Origin of the sequence: Pseudomonas sp. SIMBA_067, assembly GCF_046534675.1 — a bacterium.
Lineage (GTDB): Bacteria > Pseudomonadota > Gammaproteobacteria > Pseudomonadales > Pseudomonadaceae > Aquipseudomonas > Aquipseudomonas putida.
The window spans coordinates 124,571-150,169 of sequence record NZ_JAWRYH010000003.1 but is presented as its reverse complement, the minus strand read 5'-3'; the positions used below and the strand labels follow the sequence as shown (position 1 = coordinate 150,169).

At 63.1% G+C, this 25,599-nt stretch carries 25 protein-coding genes; 15 read left to right on the top strand and 10 right to left on the bottom strand.

Features of this window, described 5'->3' with window-relative positions:
* Positions 1–54: 54 nt before the first annotated feature.
* From SB765_RS09110 to SB765_RS09090, 5 genes are all read right to left on the bottom strand, one after another.
* Positions 55–1,083, bottom strand: coding sequence for an AbrB family transcriptional regulator (locus SB765_RS09110; RefSeq protein ID WP_410910929.1), 1,029 nt, complete (start codon positions 1,081–1,083; stop codon positions 55–57).
* Positions 1,076–2,590, bottom strand: a complete 1,515-nt coding sequence (locus SB765_RS09105) for a tripartite tricarboxylate transporter permease (RefSeq protein ID WP_063422240.1) — start codon at positions 2,588–2,590, stop codon at positions 1,076–1,078. The genes SB765_RS09110 and SB765_RS09105 overlap by 8 nt, the downstream gene beginning before the upstream one ends.
* Before the next feature lie 3 nt (positions 2,591–2,593).
* Entirely contained in the window at positions 2,594–3,052 is a 459-nt protein-coding gene (locus SB765_RS09100) for a tripartite tricarboxylate transporter TctB family protein (protein WP_410931220.1), read from the bottom strand.
* A gap of 199 nt (positions 3,053–3,251) precedes the next feature.
* Positions 3,252–4,232 carry a Bug family tripartite tricarboxylate transporter substrate binding protein gene (locus SB765_RS09095; protein WP_049275301.1) on the bottom strand — a complete coding sequence of 327 codons (981 nt, stop codon included), beginning with the start codon at positions 4,230–4,232 and terminating at the stop codon, positions 3,252–3,254.
* 46 nt (positions 4,233–4,278) lie between these two features.
* Positions 4,279–5,568 (bottom strand): OprD family porin, encoded by a 1,290-nt coding sequence (locus SB765_RS09090; protein ID WP_063422238.1) that lies wholly within the window; start codon positions 5,566–5,568, stop codon positions 4,279–4,281.
* Positions 5,569–5,768: 200 nt separating this feature from the next.
* Here SB765_RS09090 and SB765_RS09085 point away from each other — a divergent pair, with 200 nt between their 5' ends.
* Together SB765_RS09085 and SB765_RS09080 are read left to right on the top strand one after the other, a co-directional pair.
* Positions 5,769–6,440, top strand: coding sequence for a response regulator (locus tag SB765_RS09085; protein ID WP_016498165.1), 672 nt, complete (start codon positions 5,769–5,771; stop codon positions 6,438–6,440).
* Complete coding sequence (locus SB765_RS09080) at positions 6,433–7,812, top strand: sensor histidine kinase (protein WP_016488836.1); 1,380 nt, start codon at positions 6,433–6,435, stop codon at positions 7,810–7,812. Before SB765_RS09085 ends, SB765_RS09080 begins: the two co-directional genes overlap by 8 nt.
* Positions 7,813–7,921: 109 nt before the next feature.
* On the opposite strand, the gene SB765_RS09075 is transcribed toward SB765_RS09080, so the two are convergent.
* Complete coding sequence (locus SB765_RS09075; RefSeq protein WP_341796649.1) at positions 7,922–8,728, bottom strand: HDOD domain-containing protein; 807 nt, start codon at positions 8,726–8,728, stop codon at positions 7,922–7,924.
* Positions 8,729–8,783: 55 nt separating this feature from the next.
* On the bottom strand, positions 8,784–9,725 hold the full coding sequence (locus SB765_RS09070) for a YgfZ/GcvT domain-containing protein (RefSeq protein WP_341796648.1): 942 nt from the start codon (positions 9,723–9,725) through the stop codon (positions 8,784–8,786).
* A 133-nt stretch (positions 9,726–9,858) separates the two neighbouring features.
* Here SB765_RS09070 and SB765_RS09065 point away from each other — a divergent pair, with 133 nt between their 5' ends.
* Both SB765_RS09065 and SB765_RS09060 read left to right on the top strand, forming a co-directional pair.
* The gene (locus tag SB765_RS09065) at positions 9,859–10,113 is read left to right on the top strand and encodes a succinate dehydrogenase assembly factor 2 (RefSeq protein WP_016498168.1); all 255 of its coding nucleotides are present in this window, start codon (positions 9,859–9,861) and stop codon (positions 10,111–10,113) included.
* Positions 10,097–10,561 (top strand): protein YgfX, encoded by a 465-nt coding sequence (locus SB765_RS09060; RefSeq protein WP_410931219.1) that lies wholly within the window; start codon positions 10,097–10,099, stop codon positions 10,559–10,561. The genes SB765_RS09065 and SB765_RS09060 overlap by 17 nt, the downstream gene beginning before the upstream one ends.
* 275 nt (positions 10,562–10,836) lie before the next feature.
* On the opposite strand, the gene nadB is transcribed toward SB765_RS09060, so the two are convergent.
* Positions 10,837–12,441 (bottom strand): L-aspartate oxidase, encoded by a 1,605-nt coding sequence (gene nadB, locus SB765_RS09055; protein ID WP_241799942.1) that lies wholly within the window; start codon positions 12,439–12,441, stop codon positions 10,837–10,839.
* A 444-nt stretch (positions 12,442–12,885) separates the two neighbouring features.
* On the opposite strand from nadB, the gene rpoE reads away from it, so the two are divergent.
* The 10 genes from rpoE to pdxJ all read left to right on the top strand — a co-directional run bounded on the left by rpoE (position 12,886) and on the right by pdxJ (position 22,891).
* Positions 12,886–13,467: an RNA polymerase sigma factor RpoE gene (gene rpoE, locus SB765_RS09050; protein WP_003252049.1), complete on the top strand. Its 582-nt coding sequence runs from the start codon at positions 12,886–12,888 to the stop codon at positions 13,465–13,467.
* A gap of 31 nt (positions 13,468–13,498) precedes the next feature.
* Entirely contained in the window at positions 13,499–14,095 is a 597-nt protein-coding gene (locus SB765_RS09045; RefSeq protein WP_016498171.1) for a sigma-E factor negative regulatory protein, read from the top strand.
* 8 nt (positions 14,096–14,103) lie between these two features.
* Complete coding sequence (locus tag SB765_RS09040; protein WP_410910931.1) at positions 14,104–15,069, top strand: MucB/RseB C-terminal domain-containing protein; 966 nt, start codon at positions 14,104–14,106, stop codon at positions 15,067–15,069.
* A 209-nt stretch (positions 15,070–15,278) separates the two neighbouring features.
* On the top strand, positions 15,279–16,679 hold the full coding sequence (locus tag SB765_RS09035; RefSeq protein ID WP_410910967.1) for a DegQ family serine endoprotease: 1,401 nt from the start codon (positions 15,279–15,281) through the stop codon (positions 16,677–16,679).
* A gap of 182 nt (positions 16,680–16,861) precedes the next feature.
* Positions 16,862–18,661 carry a translation elongation factor 4 gene (gene lepA / locus SB765_RS09030; RefSeq protein ID WP_016498174.1) on the top strand — a complete coding sequence of 600 codons (1,800 nt, stop codon included), beginning with the start codon at positions 16,862–16,864 and terminating at the stop codon, positions 18,659–18,661.
* A 5-nt stretch (positions 18,662–18,666) separates the two neighbouring features.
* Positions 18,667–19,521, top strand: coding sequence for a signal peptidase I (lepB, locus tag SB765_RS09025; protein ID WP_049276347.1), 855 nt, complete (start codon positions 18,667–18,669; stop codon positions 19,519–19,521).
* 161 nt (positions 19,522–19,682) lie between these two features.
* The gene (gene rnc / locus SB765_RS09020) at positions 19,683–20,372 is read left to right on the top strand and encodes a ribonuclease III (protein ID WP_016488825.1); all 690 of its coding nucleotides are present in this window, start codon (positions 19,683–19,685) and stop codon (positions 20,370–20,372) included.
* Positions 20,365–21,267, top strand: a complete 903-nt coding sequence (gene era / locus SB765_RS09015) for a GTPase Era (RefSeq protein WP_264360582.1) — start codon at positions 20,365–20,367, stop codon at positions 21,265–21,267. The genes rnc and era overlap by 8 nt, the downstream gene beginning before the upstream one ends.
* 156 nt (positions 21,268–21,423) lie before the next feature.
* Positions 21,424–22,107: a DNA repair protein RecO gene (recO, locus tag SB765_RS09010; protein ID WP_410910932.1), complete on the top strand. Its 684-nt coding sequence runs from the start codon at positions 21,424–21,426 to the stop codon at positions 22,105–22,107.
* 61 nt (positions 22,108–22,168) lie between these two features.
* On the top strand, positions 22,169–22,891 hold the full coding sequence (gene pdxJ, locus SB765_RS09005; protein WP_410910968.1) for a pyridoxine 5'-phosphate synthase: 723 nt from the start codon (positions 22,169–22,171) through the stop codon (positions 22,889–22,891).
* A gap of 128 nt (positions 22,892–23,019) precedes the next feature.
* Here pdxJ and SB765_RS09000 read toward each other — a convergent pair whose 3' ends face one another.
* Positions 23,020–24,402, bottom strand: a complete 1,383-nt coding sequence (locus SB765_RS09000) for a heavy metal sensor histidine kinase (RefSeq protein ID WP_410931218.1) — start codon at positions 24,400–24,402, stop codon at positions 23,020–23,022.
* Positions 24,399–25,073, bottom strand: coding sequence for a heavy metal response regulator transcription factor (locus tag SB765_RS08995; RefSeq protein WP_341796640.1), 675 nt, complete (start codon positions 25,071–25,073; stop codon positions 24,399–24,401). Before SB765_RS08995 ends, SB765_RS09000 begins: the two co-directional genes overlap by 4 nt.
* A 320-nt stretch (positions 25,074–25,393) precedes the next feature.
* Here SB765_RS08995 and SB765_RS08990 point away from each other — a divergent pair, with 320 nt between their 5' ends.
* Positions 25,394–25,597 carry a hypothetical protein gene (locus tag SB765_RS08990; RefSeq protein WP_003252072.1) on the top strand — a complete coding sequence of 68 codons (204 nt, stop codon included), beginning with the start codon at positions 25,394–25,396 and terminating at the stop codon, positions 25,595–25,597.
* Positions 25,598–25,599 lie beyond the last annotated feature (2 nt).

The following is a 25,599-nucleotide window of genomic DNA, read 5'->3' as shown; positions in this document are numbered from 1 at the left end:
AAACACCGCGTCGCCTTCTTCGCGGGCAAGCCCGCGAAGCAGGCGACGCGATTATTACTGGTTTGCGTTCCACAGCCGGAATAACGGCTCCGCCAGAAACAGCACGAACAGCAAGCGCATCACCTGCAGCGCCGTCACCAAAGGCACGGACAGTTGCAGGGTCTCTGCTGTCAGGCTCATTTCGGCAATGCCCCCCGGCATCATCCCCAACGTCAGCGAACGCAGGTCCAGCGCTGTCATTACGCTCAACACCCACGCGGCACTGCCGGCAATGGCCATGCACAGCGCCGTGGCCAGCAGCGTGCGCCCCAGGAACGATGGGGCCCGGCGGAAGAAGGCGCGGTTGAAGTGGCAGGCCAGGCCACTGCCGATCAGCCACTGGCCGATCTGGCTGGCGCCATTGGGCAGGGCGATCTGCAGGTTGCCGGCCAGGCTGACCGTGGCCGCCACCAGCAATGGCCCGAACAGCCAGGGGTTGGGCTGGCGCAACCGTTGCCAGAGCAGCGCAACGGCAACGCCGAGCGGGGTGATCAGGGCCAGCCAGCCCCAGCTGACGCTGCCGGCATGATTGAGCGGCACCCCGTCACCCAGCAGAAACTTGAACAGCGCGGGCACGCACAGCACCACTGCCAGCACCCGCAGGCTCTGCGCTGCTGCCACCTGGCTTAGCACTGCACCGTTCCGGGCACCAAGGTTGACCATCTCCCCCGAGCCGCCAGGCATGCTGGCGAAGAATGCCGTGGCGCGGTCTTCACCGGTGCGCCGCAGCAGCCACACGCCGATCACGCTGGACAGGGTGGTGAACAGGGCGCCGAAGAAGATCAGCGCAAAATGGCTACCCACTTGCTCGATCACTGCCGGCGTAAAGTGCAGGCCAATGCCGATGCCGATGATGCACTGCCCGCATTTTCGGCCGCTGGGAATTTCCGACAACTGCCAGGGCGTCAGGCAGCGCACCAGGATGATGGCCAGCAGCGAACCCACCATCCACGGCAAAGGCCAGCCAACCTTGCTGGCGAGGTAACCGCCAGCAAGGCCGACCAGCCCGGTTGCGACAAACAAAGGCAACGGTCGATCAGGCATCGGCCAGGGCCCGACGCTGCAGGCTGCGTTTGCGCCAGATACGCAGCAGCGGCAGGGCGAGCATCAGCGCCACCAGCGCCCAGACGCCCATGCTGATCGGGCTCGACCAGAGGATGCCCAGTTCACCGTTGGAGATCGACAGTGCACGGCGCAGGTTCTGCTCCATCAGCCCGCCCAGGATGAAACCGAGCAGGATCGGCGACAGTGGGAAGTCCAGCTTGCGCAGGATGTAACCCATGATGCCGATGCCGACCATCAGGAACAGGTCGAAGGTGGTGGCATGAACGGCGTATACGCCAATGGCCGTGATGATGGCGATCACTGGCACCAGCGCCCAGTTTGGCACGGCGAGGATGCGGGTGAAGATGCGGATCATCGGGATGTTGAGGATCACCAGCATGATGTTGGCGACGAACAGCGAAGCGATCAGGCCCCAGACTATGTCCGGCTGCTGTTCGAACAGCAGTGGGCCAGGGGTGATGTTGTACAGGGTCAGGGCGCCGATCATCACGGCCGTTGTGCCAGAGCCCGGTACGCCCAGGGTCAGCATCGGGACCAAGGCGCCACAGCAGGACGCACCAATGGCAGTTTCCGGCGCTGCCAGGCCACGGGCATCGCCTTTGCCGAACTTGCCGCTTTCCCCGGCCAGGCGTTTCTCGGTCATGTAGGCCACGGCACTGGCCAGCGTCGCGCCGGCGCCGGGCAGAACGCCCATGATGAAACCAAGCAGGCCGCAACGGATGTTGACCACGAATACCGAAGCCGCTTCCTTGAAGTTGAACAGCATGCGGCCGGTAGCTTTTACCGCCTGGTGACCATGGTGGGTCTTTTCCAGCAGCAGCAGGATTTCACTGATGGAGAACAGGCCTAGCACCAGCACCACGAACTGGATGCCGTCGGCCAGGTGCACGCTGTCACCGGTGAAGCGGTAGACGCCGCTGTTGGCATCGATGCCGACCGCCGAAAGGAACAGGCCGATCAGTGCGGCAATGAAGGTTTTTAGCGGTTTGTCACCTGCCATGCCGCCCAGGGCGACGATGGCAAACACCATCAGTACGAAGTATTCCGCCGGGCCGAAGGCGATGGCCCATTTCGCCAGCAGCGGGGCGAACAGCACCATGCCGCAGGTGGCGATGAAGGCGCCGATGAACGAACTCCAGGCCGACAGCGACAGTGCGACGCCCGCCAGGCCTTGGCGAGCCATCGGGTAGCCGTCCAGGGTGGTCATCACGGTCGAGGCTTCGCCCGGGATGTTCAGCAGGATCGAGCTGATACGCCCGCCGTATTCGCAGCCCAGGTACACCGCGGCCAGCAGGATCAGCGCCGACTCTGGCGGCAGGCCCAGGGCGAAGGCGATGGGGATCAGCAGGGCCACGCCGTTGATCGGTCCCAGGCCCGGCAGCAGGCCGACCACCGTGCCGATCAGGGTACCGGAGAGGGCGGTGACCAGGTTGTAAGGGGTCAGGGCAACGCCGAAGCCCTGGCCCAGGTAGCTCAAGGTATCCATGTGTCAGTTCTCCAGTACGCTCAGCAGGCCAAGGGGCAGGGGCACGTCCATCACGCGGTCGAACAGCCAGTAGAGCAGCAGGCTCATGCCGACGACCACGAGGGCGCTGTGCAGCCAGCGGCCGCCATACAGCCGGGCCATGGGCAGGCCGACAAGGATGGCGCTGAGGATGAAACCCAAGGCTTCGAAGGTGGCCGCGAAGACGATCAGCAGGCCGACGCAGGCGGTGATCTTGGTCAGGGTTTCGCGGTCCAGTTCCGGTTCGTCGTCCTTGCGCACGATGGGCGTGGGGCGGAACACCAGGTACAACAGGCCCAGGCCCATCAGGCCGAGCATCAGCAGCGGATAGGCGCGCGGGCCCACCGGTTCATAGGAAAACGCCGCCTGGTAGGGCCAGGCCATCACGGCCAGGGCGGCGCACACCGCCAGCAGGGCCAGGGCGAAGATGCGTTGCAGGATCATTGGGGAATCCTCGTCGGGATTGCTCAAGTGAGATGCAAATCCTGTGGGAGCGGCCTTGCGTCGCGATCGGGCGCGAAGCGGCCGCCAAACCTGCCGATGCGATCTGTCCGAAGCATCGTATCGGCTGTGCCAGGGGCCGCTGTGCGGCCCATCGCGGCTCAAGGCCGCTCCTACAGGGGTGGTGGTGAGTCCGACAGGCTTACTGGATCAGGCCAAATTCCTTGGCCAGTGCCTTGTAGTCGGCCACTTGCTTCTTCACATAGCCGTCCAGCTCTTCGCCGGTCATGGCGAACGGGAACAGCTCGCGCTGGTCCCGCAGCTCGGCGAAGTCTTGCGAGGCCAGCATCTTGTCGAACGATGCCTTCCACCATGCGTAGTCCTCGTCGCTCACCTTTGGCCCCAGATAGAAGCCGCGCACTACCGGCCAGACGATGTCGTAGCCCTGCTCCTTGGCGGTAGGGATGTCTTTCATCTCGGGCTCGTCCAGGCGGTTTTCCGAGAACACCGCAAGGATGCGCATGTTGCCGCTCTGGATGTGCGGCATGGAGTCGGAGATGTCGGTAGAGCCGACCTGGATATGGCCGCCCAGCAGCGCCGTGGCAATTTCGCCACCGCCTTCCAGGGCCACATAGCGCAGGTCACGCGGGTTGATGCCGGCGGCCTTGGCAATCAATGCGGTTTGCATCCAGTCCTGGCTGCCGACGGTGCCGCCAGAGCCGATCACCACCTTGCTGGGGTCTTTCTTCAAGGCCGCGACCAGGTCGTCGAGGGTCTTGTAGGGCGAGTCGCTTTTCACCGCAATGGCGCCGTAGCTGGTGCCGACAGCTGCCAGCCACTTCACGGCGTTCTCGTCGAAGCGGCCGAACTTGCCTTGGGCCAGGTTCAGCAGGGAGCCACTGGACCAGGCCACCAGGGTGCCGGCATCGGCCGGGCGTTGAGCGACCACGGCGTTGTAGGCCACCGCGCCGACACCGCCGGGCATATAGGTGACGCGCATCGGCTTGCTGAGGATCTTTTCCTGCACCAGGGCGCTTTGCACCAGCTTGCAGGTCAGGTCGAAGCCACCGCCGGGCGAGGCGGGGGCGATGCATTCAGGGCGTTTCGGTTCGGCGGCAAGGGCGTTGCCGGCCAGCAGCAGGCAGCCGGTAGCGAGGACGAGGCGGCGCAGTGAAAAGGTCATCGTCTATCTCCGTGAGCGTTGTTGTTTTTGGATTACCGCTATGGGGTTACCACAGCGCTACGCTGTAGCTCACCAGCAGCCTCACTTCGTCCGCGTCGCGGGCGAAGTTGGAGCGGAAGGTGGCATTGCGCAGGCGCACGGCGACGTTCTTCAACGGGCCGCTTTGTACCACGTACTTCAATTCGGTGTTGCGTTCCCACTCTTTGCCTTCGCCACCGGCGGCACGGCTGACGTTGTCACCGCTGATGTAGCGGGTCATGAAGGTCAGGCCGGGTACGCCGAGCGCGGCAAAGTTGTAGTCGTAACGCGCCTGCCAGGAACGCTCGTCGGCACCGGCGAAGTCGTTGATCTGGACGAAGTTGACCAGGTACGGGTCGGCGCCATCGACATACGGGAAGGCGCTGTCGCCGGATAGCTGCTGCCAGGCGGCGCTGACCTTGTGCCCGCCCAGGGCGTAGCTGAGCATGCCGTTGACGGTGGTGTTGTCGATGTTGCCGGCTTTGGCAGCGCCAGCATCGTCACTCACTGCCAGGCGCAGGTCGGCGCCCAAGGTGCCCGGCCCCCAGGGTTGGGTGGCGACCATGCCGATGAAGTGCTGGCGGTAGATGTCGTCGAGCTGGGCGAAGTGGTAGCTGCCGGTGATGCGGTCGGTGAACTGGTAGTCCAGGCCGGCCAGGGCCAGGTTGTCGGCGCTGAACGTGCCACCAAAGCGGCCGTTCTTGTTGTTCAGCGCCAGGTCTTCCCAATTGGTGTCGTTGCGGTCCTTGGCCTTGTCCAGGCGCCCGCCCGTGAAGGTCAGGCCCTTGATCTCTTTCGAAGTGAGCAGGCCGCCCTCGAAGGTTTGCGGCAGGATGCGCCCATCGTTGGGCTGCAGCGTCGGCAGCTCAGGGATCAGGGTGCCGATCTTGAGTTCGGTCTGGGAAATCTTCACCTTCCCGGTGAGGCCCAGCTTGGAGTATTCGTCGGCGGCCTTGCCGTCATCATGGGTCGGCAGCAGGCCGGTATCGGTGCGGTCGGGGCTGGAGTCGAGCTTGATGCCGAGCATACCCAATGCGTCCAGACCGAAGCCTACGGTGCCATCGGTGTAGCCGGACTCGAAATTGAGGATGAAGCCCTGGGCCCACTCGTCGCGCTTGGATTGCTGCGCGCTGGTGCCATCGCGGAAGTCGCGGTTGAAGTACATGTTGCGGGTTTCGAAGGTGGCCGTGCTGTCTTCGAAGAAGGCGGCCTGGCTCATCGGGGCGACACCGGCAAGCGCGAGGGCGCTGGCGATGGCAGAGGGGCGTGCGGCAAAGGAACGGGTAGGCGCGAACGCCTGCGGCTGCAATGACAGCATCGTCGATGACTCCGTTTATTGTTCTTATTCGTTGCACCTTGCTGGTGCTTTTTTCGGCGCGAGGAGCGACCGTGGTGCGATGCTAGGCAACGAACCTTTCGCTAACCTTTCAACGAGAAAGGTTTGTCAGAAGGGGCTTCACAGGCCTGGCGACAGCGGTACACTCCGCGCCACCGCCCCACCCGAGCAGGGAGAAACCGATGCGTGTGCTGCTGGTCGAAGACCACCTGCAACTGGCCGAAAGCGTGGCCCAGGCCTTGAAAAGCCACGGCCTGACTGTGGATGTGCTGCATGACGGCGTGGCCGCCGACCTGGCCCTGGCCAGCGAGGAATACGCCGTGGTCGTGCTGGATGTCGGCTTGCCACGCATGGACGGCTTCGAGGTACTGGCGCGCCTGCGCGGCCGTGGCAAGACCGTGCCGGTGCTGATGCTGACTGCCCGCAGTGACGTCAAGGACCGTGTCCATGGCCTGAACCTGGGGGCCGACGACTACCTGGCCAAACCGTTCGAGCTGACCGAGCTGGAAGCACGGGTCAAAGCCTTGCTGCGCCGCAGTGTGCTAGGTGGTGAGCGCCAGCAACGTTGCGGGCCGCTGGTCTACGACCTGGATACCCGGCGCTTCGCCCTGGGCGACGACAACCTGACCCTGACCTCGCGCGAGCAAAGCGTGCTGGAAGCGCTGATCGCCCGCCCAGGCCGGGTGATGAGCAAGGAGCAACTGGCTGCCCAGGTATTCGGCCTGGACGAAGAAGCCAGCCCCGACGCCATCGAGATCTACATCCACCGCCTGCGCAAGAAGCTCGACGGCCACCCGGTGGCCATCGTCACCTTCCGCGGCCTGGGCTACCTGCTAGAGCACCGCGATGCGTGACAACGGCAGCCTGCGCGGGCGACTGCTGGGCAACCTGGCCTTGCTGCTGGTGGTGCTGATGCTGGCCAGCGGCCTGAGTGCCTACTGGAACGGCCGCGAAGCCGCCGACACGGCCTACGACCGCACCCTGCTGGCCTCGGCACGAACCATCGCCGCCGGGCTTTCGCAGCGTGACGGCTCGCTGAGCGCGGATGTGCCCTACGTGGCGCTGGACACCTTCGCCTACGACAGTGCCGGGCGTATCTACTACCAGGTGCTGGACATCAAGCAGCGGCTGATTTCCGGCTACGAGAACCTGCCACCGCCGCCACCCGGTACGCCACGTACTGATGACTATCCGGCCTTGGCGCGGTTCTACAACGCCACCTACCTGGGTCAGGACGTGCGCGTCGTCAGCCTGCTGAAGGCAGTGAGCGAGCCGAACATGAACGGCATGGCAGAAATCCGTGTGGCCGAGACTGAGGAGGCGCGGGTGCGCATGGCCCGTGGGTTGATGGCCGACACCCTGCTGCGCCTTGGCATGCTGGCGCTGGGAGCGCTGGTAATGGTGTGGTTTGCCGTGAGCGCGGCGTTGCGGCCGCTGGAGCGCCTGCGCACGGCGGTAGAGGAGCGCCAACCGGATGATCTGCGGGCGCTGCCGGTGGTGCAGGTGCAGCGTGAGCTCAGCCCACTGGTGCGGGCCTTGAACCACTTTACCGAGCGTTTGCGCGGCCAGTTCGAGCGCCAGGCACAGTTCATTGCCGATGCCGCCCATGAACTGCGTACGCCGCTGGCGGCCTTGAAGGCTCGGGTCGAGCTGGGGTTGCGCTCTTCCGAGCCGCAGGAGTGGCGGCAGACCTTGGAATCTGCGGCCCAGGGCACCGACAAGCTGACCCATCTGGCCAACCAGTTGTTGTCGCTGGCGCGGGTTGAAAACGGTGCACGGGCGATTGCCGAAGGCGGTGCGCAGCGCCTGGACCTGAGTCAGCTGGCCCGTGAGCTGGGCATGGCCATGGCGCCTTTGGCGCACAAGCGAGGGGTGGCGCTGGCCCTGGAGGCCGAGGCCCCTGTATGGCTCAAGGGTGAGCCGACGCTGCTCAACGAGCTGTTGAGCAACCTGGTGGACAACGCCCTGGCACATACGCCAGCGGGGGGCAATGTGATCTTGCGGGTAGTGGCGCCGGCTGTGCTGGAGGTGGAGGATGACGGCCCGGGCATTCCCGAGGCTGAACGTGAGCGGGTGTTCGAGCGGTTCTACCGGCGCAGTGCGCAGGGTAGCGGGCTTGGCCTGGCGATTGTCGGCGAGATCTGCCGGGCGCACCTGGCGCAGGTAAGCCTGCATGATGGCGAGAAGGGCGGGTTGCGGGTGCGTGTAAGTTTTATTGCCGATTGATGTGTTGCCTGTACCTGCCTCTTCGCGGGTAAACCCGCTCCCACAGGTAATGTACATTCCTGTAGGAGCAGCCTTGTGCTGCGAAAGGGCCGGCACAGGCTGAGGCACGTCAGCGCAACATGCTCCGCGCCTCGAGCAGTTCATCCACTTCCAGCTCTGTACCGAACGGCAGCCCAAGATGGCGGTACGCCGGCAGTGCCGCCAACGGCCGATGGCGGCCACGCTGGCTGATGCAGCGGGCGATCTGCACGATGTCGATGTAGTCGACCTTGTCGGTCTGCCGGTCCAGGTCCTGAACCTGGCTCGGCAACTTGATCAACTGCTCCGGAAACTCCCAGGCCTTGAGGATCTTGTCCCCCAGCACTGGCTGGATCTGCTCGATCACGTAGTGCAGGCAAACCGGGTCGGACAACAGCTCGTTGTGCTCTTCGGCATAGATCAGCACCGGCAAGGCGCCGATCTGGTTGACCAAGCCGCCCAAAGTGGCCTGTTCAGGCTTGAGCTGGGTATAGCGACGGCAGATTTCGTAGCTGATGCCTGCCACTTCCAGGCTGTTGGTCCAGATATCGCGAAGCTTCTGTTCAACCGCCGGTGAGCGGGCATGGAAAATCTGCTCGATCACCAGGCCGATGGCCAAATTGCAGCTGTAGTTGATACCCAGCCGCGTGATGGCGGTATGCAAGTCGGTGACCTCGACCGCCGCGCGCAGCAGCGGGCTGTTGACCACCTTGATCAGGCGCGCTGAAAGGGCCGCGTCGCGACCGATCACCTTGCTCAGGGCCGCTACGCTGATCTCGCTGTCTTCCGCCGCCTCACGGATGCTCAAGGCAACCTCGGGCAGGGTCGGCAAGACCAGATCATCCTTTTCGATGGCATTGAGCAACTGTGCTTGAACCATCTCGGCCAGCTTGTTCATGGGCGTGTCTACCGCAGTGGTGGTGCGGCCCCGCCACGGTGGCGGGGCAGGCTGGTCAGCGCTGGATTTCCCGGTCGCGGTCCAGTTCGTAGGGCAGGGTCAGCACCTGCAGGCGCGGGCCTTCGAGGCTGCCCAGGTGCAGGTTGTCGTCTGCCACCGCGTCGGCGCTGAGCACCGCGAGGAGTTCACAGCCGGCGCCGTTGCCGGCAGCAATGACCACTTCACCGACCGAGGAACCATGGGTGGGCGAGAAGATCTCGGCACCTGGGGCCGGAATGGCCTGCTGGTCCAGTGCCAGGCGGTACTGGCGGCGTTTGAGCTTGCCCAGGTACTGCATGCGGGCAACGATTTCCTGGCCGGTGTAGCAACCTTTCTTGAAGCTCACGCCGTCGACGGCCTGCAGGTTGATCATCTGCGGGATGAACAACTCACGGGTCGGCCCCATGACCTGGCCGATACCGGCACGCACCTGCCCAAGCAGCCAGTCGTTCAGGCTGCCTTCAGGCAGGGCGCCGGCGAGGGCCTGGCGTACCGTGTCGGCGTTTTCCGCCGGTACCCACAGCTCCACACGCCCCTCGGACACGGTAATGGCGATCAGGCCTTCATGGCGCACGGTACTGCCGGCGCCTTCGGGCACGTCGAGACCCAGTGCCAGCAGCGCAGCGTCACCGCCTTGCAGACCAAAGCGTGCCCAGGCGGCGCTTTCATCAGTCAGCGTGGCCTTGGAAAATACAGCGTATTTCTTCAGGTCGGCCAGTTGCGCCTCAAGCAGTTCGCTGGCCATGGCCAGCAGGTAGCCGTTGCCTTCGGGCAAGATGCGGAAGCTCGATTGCATGCGCCCCTTGACCATGCAGCGGGCGCCCAGGCTGGCGTGTTCCTGGCTGAGGTAGTTGATGTTGCAGGTCAGCTGGCCTTGCAGGAACTTGCCTGCATCGGAGCCGCGGACGGCGAGGATGCCCTCGTGGGACAGGGGGCAGAAGAAAGCGGAATCGGCCATGGGTCATCGCGGTGGCTAAAGACTGGCGGCCATCATAGAACGCCGGTAACAAAATAGGTAGGTGACTAGACCAACGCCCGGTGTCGCTGCGCTCGCCGGGCTGTATACTGGCGGGCCATTCGAGGAGGGCCCCATGGTCGAACAAACTGAACTCAACCGGCTTTTCTGGCATAGCCGCCGCGGCATGCTGGAACTGGACGTACTGCTGGTGCCTTTCACCCAGGAAGTCTACTCCACCCTCAACGAGACCGACCGCGAACTGTACGTGCGTCTGTTGAGCTGCGAGGACCAGGACATGTTCGGCTGGTTCATGGAGCGCACCGAGTCCGAAGACCCGGAGCTGCAACGCATGGTCCGCATCATCCTGGACCGTGTCCAGCCCAAGTGAGTGTTTCGAGTGCCGCTGGCAAGGCTCGCGCCTGCTGCTAGCGGCCTACCTGGGTTGCCAGGTGCTGGCGTGGCTTGCCGTGTGGGCGAGCCCGTTGCCTGATTGGCTCTCCTTTTCTGTTGTCGCCGCCTGTATCGCCCACGCTGGCTGGGCCATTCCCCGACGAATCCTGTTGACCCATGAGCATGCCGTTGTCGGCCTGCGCCGTGATGTGCGCGGCTGGCAGGTGTTCTGCCGTGCCCGTGGCTGGCAACCGGTGCGATTGTGCCGGGACAGCGTGGCGTTGCCGCGGCTGGTGGTGTTGCGCTTTGAGCGGGCGGGGCGATGGATGGGGCAGAGCCAGTGCATACCGCACGATGCGCTGGGGGCGGATGAACATCGGCGCTTGCGGGTGCGGCTGAAGTTCAGCCGGCGCAGGTGGGCTGAGGCGGGGGCGAGTCGGGGCTGACAGGTGTTCGCCGTAGCAGGTTCAGCGCCTGTGAGATCGAGCGCCACCCGCGCGGCGCTTCGCAGCACAAGGCTGCTCCTACCTTTGTTTCGGGCCAGTATCGCCTGTGGCAGACGCGCGCGACCTCCTTGTTTGAACGACGCGATATCGAGCCGTGTTCCAAGGCGTTCGCGCGCAAATCTCACAGAAATAATTGGCCCGAAACAGATGTAGGAGCAGCCTTGTGCTGCGAAGCGCCGCGCGGGCGGCGCTCGACCTCACAGACGCTGCACATTTCAGAGTGGGCTGAGGATGGTGTCCTTGGCTTCGTCCAGCATCCCCGGGTAATCCAGTGTGTAATGCAAGCCACGGCTTTCCTTGCGCTGCATGGCCGACAGGATCATCAGTTCGGCCACCTGCGCCAGGTTGCGCAGTTCGATCAGGTCGCGGCTGACCTTGTAGTTGCTGTAGAACTCGTCGATTTCATCCAGCAGCAGGCGAATGCGGTGCTGGGCGCGCTGCAGGCGCTTGCTGGTACGCACGATACCCACGTAGTCCCACATGAAGCGCCGCAGCTCGTCCCAGTTGTGCGCGATGATCACGTCTTCGTCCGAGTCGGTGACCTGGCTGGCATCCCACCCCGGCAGCGCCGTGGGCATGGACACGTGTTCCAGATGCGCCTCGATGTCGGCAGCGGCGGCACGGCCATAGACAAAGCATTCCAGCAGCGAGTTGCTGGCCATGCGGTTGGCACCGTGCAGGCCGGTGAAGCTGGTTTCGCCGATGGCGTACAAGCCTGGCACATCGGTGTGGCCGCGATCATCGACCATCACCCCGCCACAGGTGTAGTGCGCCGCCGGTACGACCGGGATCGGCTGGCGGGTAATGTCGATGCCAAAGGCCAGGCAGCGCTCGTACACGGTGGGGAAGTGGCCCATGATGAAATCGGCCGGCTTGTGGGTGATGTCCAGGTACACGCAGTCCACGCCCAGGCGCTTCATCTCGTGGTCGATGGCGCGGGCCACGATGTCGCGCGGGGCCAGCTCTTCGCGCGGGTCGAAGCGTGGCATGAAGCGCTCGCCATTGGGCAGGCGCAGCAGCGCACCTTCACCGCGCAGTGCTTCGGTGATCAGGAAGCTCTTGGCCTGCGGGTGGTACAGGCAGGTCGGATGGAACTGGTTGAATTCCAGGTTCGCCACCCGGCAGCCCGCCCGCCAGGCCATGGCGATGCCGTCACCGCAGGCGCCATCGGGGTTGCTGGTGTAGAGGTAGACCTTGGCTGCACCGCCGGTGGCCAGCACGGTGAAGCGCGCGCCGAAGGTGTCCACCTCACCGGTGTTGCGGTCGAGCACGTAGGCGCCCAGGCAACGCTCGCCCGGCAGGCCCAGGCGGCGTTCGGTGATCAGGTCGACCGCCACGCGTTGCTCCAGCAGCTGGATGTTCGGGCGTCGGCGCGCCTGTTCCAGCAGCGTGGTGAATATGGCTGCGCCGGTGGCGTCGGCGGCGTGGATGATGCGTCGGTGGCTATGGCCGCCCTCACGGGTGAGGTGGAATTCAAAGCCGCCATCGTCAACGCTGGAGTGCTCGTCGCGGGTAAAGGGCACCCCTTGCTCGATCAGCCACTGGATGGCTTCGCGGCTGTGTTCGACGGTAAACCGCACTGCATCTTCATGGCACAGGCCGCCGCCGGCATTGAGGGTGTCCTCGACATGCGACTGCACGGTATCGGTATTGTCCAGCACCGCCGCGACGCCACCTTGGGCCCAGAAGGTCGAGCCGTTGGCCAGGTCGCCCTTGCTGAGCACGGCAACGCGCAGGTGGCTGGGAAGGTTCAGTGCCAGGCTGAGACCGGCGGCACCGCTGCCGATCACCAGGACATCATGTTGGAATTGTTGGCTCATGTCGGGACACTAGTAATCTTTAGAGAGGGCGCGGCACAATAGTCACGCGCAGATGGCATTGTGAAACTATCGTTAAACTTGGCCAGGTTGCCTTTATAGCAGCCCGAGGTGGCCAATTTCCATGCCACTTGGCCACTTACCGAGGCGCGCGGCAACCTTTGTGGGAACTTTCCGATATGGCCGGAAATCCTATGAAGGTTGCCCGCACGTCACAATTTGCCGCGGCGACGCAGGGTTGCAGGCCTGTCCGGGCTGTCCCGGCGTATTCGAAACCTGATTATCGACGTAGCCGGCCGTGACCGCGCCACGTCTTCCGTGCCAGCCGACCAAGGGCTGCAGGAAACTTGCTTGGAGGGGAGAACTTTTGCGTAAAGCCCGAGTCTATGGTTGCAAGCCTGATCGATGGGTGTTGCACCGCTCCTTCGAGTTCACTGAGGAGTGTTCATGCTAACCCAGGAAGAGGATCAGCAGCTTGTCGAGCGCGTGCAGCGCGGTGACAGGCGAGCGTTCGATCTGTTGGTGCTGAAGTATCAGCACAAGATTCTCGGGTTGATCGTGCGGTTCGTTCACGATACCCACGAGGCCCAGGATGTAGCACAGGAAGCCTTTATCAAGGCCTACCGTGCGCTTGGCAATTTCCGCGGTGACAGTGCGTTTTATACCTGGCTGTACCGCATCGCCATCAACACGGCGAAGAACTACCTGGTGTCCCGTGGAAGACGGCCGCCAGACAGCGATGTGAGCTCCGAGGATGCGGAGTTTTATGACGGCGATCATGGCCTCAAGGATCTCGAGTCCCCAGAGCGCTCGTTGTTGCGGGATGAAATCGAAGGCACCGTCCATCGCACCATCCAGCAACTGCCCGAAGACCTGCGTACGGCGTTGACCCTGCGCGAGTTCGACGGGCTGAGTTACGAAGACATTGCCAGTGTCATGCAATGTCCGGTGGGTACCGTGCGCTCTCGAATCTTCCGCGCTCGGGAGGCCATAGATAAAGCCCTGCAGCCGTTGTTGCAGGAAACCTGAGACAGCGGCGACAGCCAAGAGAGGAACCGCCATGAGTCGTGAAGCTTTGCAGGAATCGCTGTCCGCGGTGATGGATAACGAAGCGGACGAACTGGAACTGCGTCGGGTGCTGAGCGCCGTAGACGATGCCGAAACCCGTGCCACCTGGTCGCGTTACCAAGTAGCGCGTGCAGCCATGCACAAGGAGCTGCTGCTGCCCAACCTGGATATCGCCTCGGCGGTGTCTGCGGCGCTGGCTGACGAAGCCGTGCCGGCCAAGGTCAACAAGGGCCCATGGCGCAGCGTCGCTCGCCTGGCGGTCGCCGCCTCGGTCACCGTTGCGGTGCTGGCAGGCGTGCGGATGTACAACCAGGACGAGATCACCGGCGCCGAGCTGGCTTCGCAGCAGCCTGCACAACAGGGCCTGAGCATGCCACAGACTCAGGGTCCGGCGGTGTTGGCAGGCTATAGTGAAAGCAGTGAGCAACCGACCGGTCCGATGGCCAACGGTGTGCTGCAAAACCAGGCTGGCTGGGATCAGCGTCTGCCGGGCTATCTGCGTCAGCATGCCCAGGAGTCCGCGCTCCAAGGCACTGAGACTGCCCTGCCGTACGCCCGTGCCGCCAGCATGGGAAACCCCGCTAAGTAAGGAGGATCATGCGCGCGCTACCTCTTCTGTCGCTGCTGATTGGCAGCTGCATGACTGTGCCGGTATTGGCAGCCAACTCCTCGCCCCAAGCGAGCGAGTGGCTTGGCAAGCTGGCACAAGCCGAGCAAAAGCAGAGTTATCAGGGCTCGTTCGTCTACGAACGCAACGGTAGCTTCTCTTCCCACGATATCTGGCACAGGGTCGATGACGGCAAGGTCAGCGAGCGGCTGCTGCAGCTTGATGGCGCCGCCCAGGAAATCCTGCGCGTGGATGGCAAGGTGGAGTGCGTCAGTGGGGCGTTGGTCAGCGGTGTGACTACTCCTGCGGATGCTGCTCAGCGTGTGCTTGATCCGCTGAAACTGATGGGCTGGTACGATTTGAGCGTGGCGGGCAAGTCACGGGTCGCCGGGCGCGATGCCGTGATCGTGACGCTCACTCCCCGCGACCAGCACCGCTATGCCTTCGAACTGCACCTGGATCGCAACACTGGCCTGCCGCTTCGCTCGTTGATGCTCAACGACAAAGGGCAGTTGCTGGAGCGCTTCCAGATGACTCGCCTCGATACCACCAAGCCGCCCAGCGACGATGACCTGCGCCCCAGTGCTTCCTGCAAGCCGGTGCAGCGTGTTGCCCCTGCCAGCAGTGACAGTGTCGCCGGCTGGCGCTCGGACTGGCTCCCGCCAGGGTTCGAGCTGGTCAACAGCTCGGTACGGCGTGACCCCAAGCGTGACAGCACGGTCAGTAGCCTGATGTACGATGATGGCCTGGCGCGCTTCTCGGTGTTCCTTGAACCCGTGAAGGACGATGCCGGGACCGATGTGCGTACCCAGCTTGGCCCGACATCGGCGGTTTCGCGGCGCCTGAATACGCCCAAGGGCAAGGTGATCGTCACCGTGGTCGGCGAAATTCCGCTGGGTACGGCAGAACGCGTCGCATTGTCGATGCGCCCTCAGGATGCCCAGGCGCGCCAGTAATGGTGCGCTTTTGCGGGCCATGCGAAGGCGAATGGATATGCGCCTGAAATGAAATTAAAGCATTGTCATTTGCAATCTACTGGCAAATTTTTTATAGGTCAGGCTTCTTGGAGTCTGGCCTTTCCTGCTTTGTGCAGGGGCCTTTCTAAACTACCGCTCGTTGTGACGGGAGTCGTATGTCAACACCACGCTTGAAATCCTACCTATCGATGTTCGCCGCCGTGCTCATGCTCGGCCAGGTGCTCACCGCCCAGGCCGAGGAAGCCCTGCCCGACTTCACCACGCTGGTAGAGCAGGCCTCGCCGGCAGTGGTCAACATCAGTACCAAGCAGAAGCTGCCGGACCGTCGCGTTGCCGCTGGGCAGATGCCGGACCTGGAAGGCCTGCCGCCGATGTTCCGCGAATTCTTCGAGCGCAACATGCCGCAGCAGCCGCCCTCGCCGCGTGGCGACCGTCAGCGTGAGGCGCAATCGCTCGGTTCGGGCTTCATCATTTCCAGCGATGGTTATGTGCTGACCAATAACCACGTGGTGGCCGACGCCGACGAAATCATTGTCCGCCTGTCGGACCGCAGCGAGCTGCAGGCCAAGCTGGTCGGCACCGACCCGCGCACCGACGTGGCCCTGCTCAAGGTCGAAGGCAAGAACCTGCCGATCGTGAAGCTGGGTGATTCCGAGAAGCTCAAGGTGGGCGAGTGGGTGCTGGCCATCGGTTCGCCGTTCGGCTTCGACCATTCGGTGACCAAAGGTATCGTCAGCGCCAAGGGCCGCACGCTGCCCAACGAGACCTATGTGCCGTTCATCCAGACCGACGTGGCCATCAACCCGGGTAACTCGGGCGGCCCGCTGTTCAACATGAAGGGCGAAGTGGTGGGTATCAACTCGCAGATCTTCACCCGTTCTGGCGGCTTCATGGGCCTGTCGTTCGCCATCCCGATCGATGTGGCGATCGATGTGTCCAACCAGTTGAAGAAAGACGGCAAGGTCAGCCGCGGCTGGCTGGGCGTGGTGATTCAGGAGGTCAACAAGGACCTGGCTGAATCCTTCGGTCTGGACAAGCCGGCGGGTGCGCTGGTGGCCCAGGTGCTGGAAGACGGCCCGGCAGCCAAAGGTGGCCTGCAGGTGGGTGACGTGATCCTGAGCATGAACGGCCAGCCGATCGTCATGTCGGCCGACCTGCCGCACCTGGTCGGTAGCCTCAAGGACGGCGAAAAGGCCAAGCTGGAGATCATCCGCAACGGCAAGCGCCAGACTCTGGATGTGGGTGTCGGCGCGATGCCGGATGACGATGCCGACATCGGTGCCGGTGCCCAAGGCAGCGCCGAGCGTAGCAGCAACCGCCTGGGCGTTTCGGTGGCCGACCTGACCGCCGAGCAGAAAAAGTCCCTCGAACTCAAAGGCGGCGTGGTTATCAAGGAAGTGCAGGATGGCCCGGCAGCGATGATCGGCCTGCGCCCGGGTGACGTCATCAGTCACCTGAACAACCAGGCCATCGGTTCGGCCAAGGAATTCACCGAAATCGCCAAGGAACTGCCGAAGAACCGCTCGGTGTCCATGCGCGTGCTGCGTCAGGGGCGTGCCAGCTTCATCACCTTCAAGCTCGCTGAATAAGCGGTTTTGCAGGCAGGAAAGGGCAGCTACGGCTGCCCTTTTTCATGAAAATTCACAATTGCGGGCGCCAAAGCGCGGTACAGCCCGATAGAGGAATCTCCCATATCCCTGCTGCTTGAGGTACAATTCCCGGCTATTTTTCGGCGGGCGTCCCGGCTCGCAGCCTTTTCGAGTGTTGACCCGTGAGTGATTTGAGTCATATCCGCAATTTCTCCATCATCGCCCACATCGACCATGGCAAGTCGACGCTGGCCGACCGTTTCATCCAGATGTGCGGTGGCCTGTCGGCGCGCGAAATGGAAGCCCAGGTGCTTGATTCGATGGACCTGGAGCGCGAACGCGGGATTACCATCAAAGCCCACAGCGTCACGCTTCACTACAAGGCGCAAGACGGCAAGACCTACCAGCTGAACTTCATCGACACCCCCGGCCACGTCGACTTCACCTACGAAGTCTCGCGCTCGCTGGCGGCCTGTGAAGGCGCACTGCTGGTGGTGGACGCTGGCCAAGGCGTTGAAGCCCAGTCCGTTGCCAACTGCTACACCGCCATCGAGCAGGGCCTGGAAGTCATGCCGGTCCTGAACAAGATGGACCTGCCCCAGGCCGACCCGGACCGCGTCAAGGACGAGATCGAGAAGATCATCGGCATCGACGCCACCGACGCCGTGGCCTGTAGCGCCAAGAGCGGCATGGGCGTAGACGAGGTGCTCGAGCGCCTGGTGCACACCATCCCCGCGCCTGTAGGCGAAATCGACGCGCCCCTGCAGGCGCTGATCATCGACTCCTGGTTCGACAACTACCTGGGCGTGGTCTCGCTGGTGCGTGTGCGTCAGGGCCGCGTCAAGAAGGGCGACAAGATTCTGGTCAAGTCCACCGGCAAGGTGCACCTGGTCGACAGCGTGGGTGTGTTCACCCCGAAACATACCCAGACCGCTGATCTGAAAGCCGGCGAAGTAGGCTTCATCATCGCCAGCATCAAAGACATCCACGGTGCGCCGGTGGGTGACACCCTGACCTTGTCCTCGACCCCCGAGGTCGAAGTGCTGGCGGGCTTCAAGAAAATCCAGCCGCAGGTCTACGCCGGCCTGTTCCCGGTCAGCTCCGACGACTTCGAAGACTTCCGCGACGCATTGCAGAAGCTCACCCTCAACGACTCGTCGCTGCAGTACATGCCGGAAAGCTCCGACGCCCTGGGCTTCGGCTTCCGTTGCGGTTTCCTCGGCATGCTGCACATGGAGATCATCCAGGAGCGCCTGGAGCGCGAATACGACCTGGACCTGATTACCACCGCACCGAGCGTGATCTACGAGCTCGAGCTGAAAACCGGCGAAACCATCATCGTCGATAACCCGTCAAAACTGCCGGATGTCTCGGCTGTGACCGACTTCCGCGAGCCGATCGTCACCGCGACCATCCTGGTGCCGCAGGAACACCTGGGTAACGTCATCACCCTGTGCATCGAGAAGCGTGGCGTGCAGCGCGACATGCAGTTCCTCGGCAGCCAGGTGCAGGTGCGTTACGACATGCCGATGAACGAAGTGGTCCTGGACTTCTTCGACCGTCTCAAGTCCACCAGCCGCGGCTATGCTTCGCTGGATTATCATTTTGATCGCTACCAGTCGGCCAACCTGGTCAAACTGGACGTACTGATCAACGGCGACAAGGTCGATGCCCTGGCATTGATCGTGCACCGCGACAACGCGGCCTACAAAGGCCGTGCGTTGACCGAGAAGATGAAGGAACTGATCCCTCGGCAGATGTTCGACGTGGCGATCCAGGCAGCCATTGGCGGCCAGATCATCGCGCGGACAACCGTCAAGGCGCTCAGAAAGAACGTACTGGCCAAGTGCTACGGTGGTGACGTCAGCCGTAAGAAGAAACTGCTGGAGAAGCAGAAGGCCGGTAAGAAACGCATGAAACAGGTAGGCAACGTGGAAATTCCACAAGAAGCCTTCCTCGCCGTGCTCAGGTTGGATAGCTAGGTCCTATGTCGCTAAATTTCCCGCTGTTGCTAGTCATCGCCGTCTTTGTCTGCGGTCTGCTGGGCTTGATCGACCTGCTGTTCCTGGCCCCGCGCCGGCGTGCGGCAATCGCCAACTATCAGGGCAGCGTCAGCCAGCCCGAGATGGCCGTTGTCGAGCGCCTGAACAAGGAACCGTTGCTGGTCGAGTACGGTAAATCGTTCTTTCCGGTGCTGTTCATCGTGTTGGTGCTGCGTTCATTCCTGGTCGAGCCGTTCCAGATCCCTTCGGGGTCGATGAAACCGACCCTGGAAGTGGGCGACTTCATCCTGGTGAACAAGTTCTCGTACGGTATTCGCCTGCCGGTGATCGACAAGAAGGTCATCGAGGTGGGTGACCCGCAACGCGGTGATGTAATGGTGTTCCGCTATCCGAGCGACCCGAACGTCAATTACATCAAGCGAGTGGTCGGCCTGCCGGGCGACCAGATCCGCTACACCAACGACAAGCGGCTGTTCGTCAACGGCCAGCCGATTGCCGAACAACTGGTGGGCACCGAACCGGGCACCTTGGGCAGCGCCGAGCTGTACAAGGAAAAGCTCGGAGAGGCCGAACACCTGATCCGCAAGGAAATGAGCCGTTATCGCATGCCGCCGGACCAGCAGTGGACCGTGCCGGCAGGCCATTACTTCATGATGGGCGACAACCGCGACAACTCCAACGACAGCCGTTACTGGGATGATCCGAACATTCCCAAGGAACTGCACGGCATGGTTCCGGACCGGAACATCGTCGGCAAGGCCTTTGCGGTGTGGATGAGCTGGCCAGAGCCCAAGCTCAGCCACCTGCCCAACCTGTCGCGGGTCGGCCTGATCCATTGATACCCATCGGCGCTGTCCAGCAGACAGCGCCGAATGCATTTCTGACATAGGCTGTGTTCTCAGGGATCGGGAGATTCGTCGCATACGGCGGCGGGCCACAGCCAAACAGTCTTTCAGGATGTTGATTTGAACAACGCGTTGAACAACAAACGGGTGGTTGCATGAGTGCTTCCCTTGCCCATCTGGAGCGAAAGCTCGGTTATACCTTCAAGAATCAGGACCAGATGCTTCTGGCGCTGACCCATCGCAGCTACGCCGGGCGCAATAACGAGCGCCTGGAGTTTCTCGGTGACGCCATTCTCAACTTCGTCGCCGGCGAAGCGCTGTTCGAGCGCTTCCCGCAGGCTCGCGAAGGCCAGCTGTCGCGCTTGCGCGCGCGCTTGGTCAAGGGCGAGACCCTGGCCCGCCTGGCCCGTGGTTTCGACCTGGGCGAATACCTGCGCCTGGGTTCGGGTGAGCTCAAAAGTGGCGGTTTCCGTCGTGAGTCGATCCTGGCCGACGCCCTGGAGGCACTGATCGGTGCCATCTACCTGGACGCCGACATGGACACGGCCCGGGAACGCGTCCTTGCCTGGCTGGCCGACGAGTTCGAAGGCCTGACCCTGGTCGACACCAACAAGGACCCGAAAACCCGCCTGCAAGAATTCCTGCAATCGCGCAGCTGTGAGCTGCCGCGTTACGAAGTAGTGGATATCCAGGGTGAACCGCACTGCCGTACTTTCTTCGTCGAATGCGAAGTGGTGCTGCTGAACAACAAAAGTCGTGGTCAGGGCGTTAGCCGGCGTATTGCCGAGCAAGTCGCTGCCGCGTCCGCACTGATCGCCCTGGGCGTGGAGAATGGCAATGACTGATAACAACCCGACGCGCTGCGGCTACGTGGCCATTGTCGGCCGCCCCAACGTGGGCAAGTCGACCTTGCTCAACCACATCCTGGGCCAGAAGCTGGCGATCACTTCGCGCAAGCCGCAGACCACCCGCCACAACATGCTCGGCATCAAGACCGAAGGTGATGTGCAGGCGATCTACGTCGACACCCCCGGTATGCACAAGGCCAACGACAAAGCCTTGAACCGCTACATGAACCGCAACGCCTCGGCGGCCCTGAAGGACGTCGACGTGGTGATCTTCGTGGTCGACCGCACCAAGTGGACCGACGAGGACCAACTGGTGCTGGAGCGTGTGCAGTACGTGACCGGCCCGCTGATCATCGCGGTCAACAAGACCGACCGCATGGAAGAGAAGGCCGAGCTGATCCCGCACCTGCAGTGGCTGCAGGAGCAACTGCCAAACGCCGAAGTCATGCCTATTTCTGCGCAGCAGGGGCACAACCTCGAAGCGCTGGAAGCACAGATCGCCAAGTATCTGCCCGAGAACGATCACTTCTTCCCGGAAGACCAGATCACCGACCGCAGCAGCCGCTTCCTGGCCGCCGAACTGGTGCGCGAGAAGATCATGCGCCAGTTGGGTGCCGAGCTTCCGTACCAGATCACCGTGGAAATTGAAGAATTCAAGCAGCAGGGCCATGTGCTGCATATTCACGCGCTGATCCTGGTCGAGCGCGACGGCCAGAAAAAAATCATCATTGGCGACAAGGGCGAGCGCATCAAGCGCATCGGCTCCGAGGCGCGCAAGGACATGGAAGTGCTGTTCGACTCCAAGGTCATGCTCAACCTGTGGGTCAAGGTGAAGGGCGGCTGGTCCGACGACGAGCGCGCCCTGCGCTCGCTGGGCTACGGCGACCTCTAAGGCTCAAGGCGGCCCTTGTAGGAGCGGCCTTGCGTCGCGAAAGGGCTGCGAAGCAGCCCCAGCCATTTTGGCGGCAATGCTGAAATCCGGGGGGCCGCGTTGCGGCCCTTTCGCGACACGAGGCCGCTCCCACAACCACGGGCTGGGTGAACGCTAATGGAACAAACTGTCGGCCAGCCAGCCTACGTGCTGCACAGCCGTGCCTACAAGGAAACCAGCGCGCTGGTGGACTTCCTCACGCCGCAGGGCCGCATGCGCGCTGTACTGCGGCGTGCGCGTGGCAAGGGCGGCAGCCTGGTGCGGCCGTTCGTGCCGCTTGAGGTGGAGCTGCGCGGGCGTGGCGAGCTGAAGAATGTCGGGCGGATGGACAGCGCCGGCATCGCCGCCTGGCTGCACGGCGATGCCCTGTTCAGCGGGTTGTACCTCAATGAACTGCTCATGCGCCTGCTGCCCGCCGAAGCGCCGTTCCCGGCCCTGTTCGAGCACTACGCCCTGACCTTGCAGGCCTTGGCCGCCGGGCGCCCGCTGGAGCCGCTGCTGCGTTCGTTCGAATGGCGGCTGCTGGACGAACTCGGTTATGCGTTCTCCTTGAATCATGACGTCAACGACCAACCCATCGCCGCAGACGGGCTGTACCGCTTGCGTGTGGATGCCGGCCTGGAGCGGGTCGAACTGGTGCAACCCGGCCTGTTTCGCGGCATCGAGCTGTTGGCCCTGGCCGACGCCGACTGGGGCACTCCAGGCGCTTTGCTCGCGGCCAAGCGCCTGATGCGCCAGGCACTGGCGGTTCACCTGGGCGCAAAACCGTTGGTCAGCCGGGAACTGTTTCGCAAGCGCTGATCACGACGTATGCTGTGGGGCTTAACCTTCAGGAGAGCCTTTCGTGACTCACAGCAACCGCATGCTTCTTGGCGTAAACATCGACCACGTGGCGACCCTGCGCCAAGCCCGGGGCACGCGTTACCCTGACCCTGTCAAGGCTGCCCTGGACGCCGAGGAAGCGGGCGCCGATGGCATCACCGTGCACCTGCGCGAAGACCGTCGGCACATCCAGGAACGCGACGTGGTGCTGCTCAAGGATGTGCTGCAGACGCGCATGAACTTCGAAATGGGCGTCACCGAAGAGATGATGGCCTTTGCCGAGAAGATCCGCCCGGCGCACATCTGCCTGGTGCCTGAAACCCGTCAGGAACTGACTACCGAAGGTGGCCTGGACGTGGCGGGGCAGGAGGCACGGGTCAAGGCGGCCGTGGAGCGCCTTGCCCGCACCGGTGCCGAAGTGTCGCTGTTCATCGATGCTGACGAGCGCCAGATCGAGGCCTCACGCCGGGTGGGTGCGCCGGCCATCGAGCTGCATACCGGGCGTTATGCCGACGCCGAAACCCCGACCGAAGTGGCCGAGGAGTTGCAGCGTATTGTTGATGGCGTGGCGTTTGGCGTGGGGCAGGGGCTGATCGTCAATGCTGGCCACGGGCTGCATTACCACAACGTCGAGGCGGTGGCGGCGATCAAGGGCATCAATGAGCTGAACATTGGCCACGCGCTGGTGGCGCATGCCTTGTTTGTAGGCTTCAAAGCCGCAGTGGCCGAGATGAAGGCACTGATCGTGGCGGCTTCGCGCTGATAGGGTGGTTGCCTGTTCTGGCCCTTTCGCGGGTAAAGCCGCTCCCACAGGGATTGTATAAGCCTCAAGGCCTGTGAAGTCCCTATGGGAGCGGCTTTACCCGCGAAAGGGCCGGTGCTGGCAGCCAATTACTCTGCAGCAAACACCAAAGTGAAGCGGGTAGGCCCCAAGGGGTTGCTGTTCACTTCGACTCGCCCGCCATGCAGCTGCATGATCGACTTCACGATTGCCAACCCCAACCCGGTTCCGCCCTCCAGCCGCGAACGCCCCGGGCCCACCCGGTAAAACCGCTCGAACAGGCGCGACTGGTGTTCTGTAGCAATGCCGGGCCCCTGGTTCTCTACCGAAAGCCATACTTCGCTGCCTGAACGTTTAATCCGCAACTCGACTCGCTCACCCTCAGGGCTATGGCGGATGGCATTGCTCAACAGGTTCGACAACGCCCGCTGAAACATCAGCCGATCCCCCAGCGCCGTTCCCCACCCCAGCACACGCAGCTCAACTGCTTTCCCCTCGGCACTGAAGGCAAACAGCTCGACAACTCGCGCTGCCTCGTCAGCCAAGGCCAAGGGTTTCAATGCAACCTGCGTTTGCGGCTGGCTGACCTGGGCAAGAAACAGCATGTCATTGATGATGCGGTTGAGCCGGGTCAGCTCCTCGATACTGTCTTCCAGCACTTCCCGGTAGTTGGCGTTGTCCCGCTCACGGGCCAGGGTCACTTGCGCCTTGCCCATCAGGTTGCTCAACGGGGTACGCAACTCATGGGCCAGGTCGTCGGAGAACTGCGACAACTGGCTCACGCCCTGATCGAGGCGGTCGAGCATCACGTTGATGCTGCTGGCCAGTTGCGCCAGTTCTTGCGGCAGGCCGGTCGCCGGCAGGCGATGTTGCAGGTCCTGGGCCGACACTTGCCCGGCAATGCGCCGGAAGCGCCGGAGCGGTTTCAGGCCGCGCTGCATCAGCCACCAGGCGCCAGCACCGATCAATAGCAGCAGCAGTGGCAAGGCGAGCAAGGTCGAATGCAGGTAGGCCTGCAGCAGGGCGTTGTCGTCGGCGCGGTTGAGCGACATCATCACCTTCACCGGCGTGTTGTCGCGCAGGCGCATCAGCCGGGTCACGCTGAGGAACTGGTTGCCGCTGCTGTCGCGCCATGCGTGAAAGGCCAGGCGGGCATCGGTGTGCAACTCGCTCACCCGCGACTCCAGGGCCGGGCCGAGGCTGAGCAGGTGCGGGTGGCGGCCGTCCAGGGCCAGTACGCTGAGGCTGAGGTTGTCATGCCCCATTACCAGGTCGAGCAGCGGATGGGCGCGGGTGCCCAAGTCCTCGCTGCGCAGATCGACGCGCAGGTTGTGTTCAACCTGCAGCATCTTGCGCGCCAGGTCTTTGCGGGCGCGGCTGTCCAGTTCGTGATCCAGGGCGAACACGGCCAGGCAGGCCAGCAGCAGCACCAGTGCGGCGCCCATCAGTGTCACGCTCAGGCCCAGGCGCAGTGACAGGCTGGCGTTTTTCAAGCGCGCGCCTCCAGTACATAGCCTACGCCGCGCAGGGTATGGATCAGCTTGTTGTCGAACGGGTCGTCGATCTTCGCCCGCAGGCGACGGATCGAAACCTCGACCACGTTGGTGTCGCAGTCGAAATTCATGTCCCATACCAACGAGATGATCTGGGTGCGCGAAAGCACTTCACCACTTTGGCGCATCAGCAGGTGCAGCAGGGCGAACTCCTTGGCGGTCAGGTCAATGCGCTGCCCGCCGCGGTAGGCGCGGTGGCGGCCGGGGTCCAGTTCCAGGTCGGCGACGCGCAGGGTGCTGGGCTGCAGCTGCTGATCGTTACGGCGCAGCAGGCTGCGGATACGCGCCAGAAGTTCAGGGAATTCGAAGGGCTTGAGCAGGTAGTCATCGGCGCCCAGGTCCAGGCCTTTGACCCGGTCGGCCAGGCGACCATGGGCGGTCAGCATCATGATGCGCGTGGCCGATTCGGCACGCAGCCGCTGCAGCACGGTCCAGCCATCGGTTTCAGGCAGGTTGACGTCGAGGATGACCAGGTCGTAGGGCTGTTGGCGGGCCAGGTGCAGGCCGTCGGTGCCGGTGTGGGCGCAGTCGACCACGTAGCCGTTTTCGCGCAGGCCCTGTTGCAGGTAATCGGCGGTACGCAGTTCGTCCTCGATGATCAGTAGGCGCATGGGAGGCTCGATATGATGAAAGGGGGGGATTCTCGACCCTGTAGTGACATCAGGGTCAAGGAGCAGGATGTTACGGCATGCATATGGCACTGCGGCGCAGATAACGGATTTGTAATCCTGCTGTTATCTGGCTGTCTGTCAGGGCCCTTTCGCGGGTAAACCCCCTCCCACAGATCCTGTAGGAGCAGCCTTGTGCTGCGAAGAGGCCCCGACAGGCAACACAAGGCCACATTGCAGGACTGTAATCCCCGCCTCACCTTGCTGTTAGCCGCCCCTGGCTAGGATGGCCGCATCTGATCGGTTATCACGAGGCAAACACGATGAACCTGACCAAATACCTGCTGTTGGCCACCCTTGCCCTGGGCAGTGCCAGTGTTTATGCCGAGGGCGGCGCGGAGCGTTCGAAGCAGTTCTGGCAAGCCTTCCGCGAAGACCAGCAGCGCCTGCACGGCGACAAGCAACAGGCCGTTGCAGAACGTGAGCGCAAAGCGCAAGAGAAGGCCCGCGAGGTGGCCAAGGATTGAGG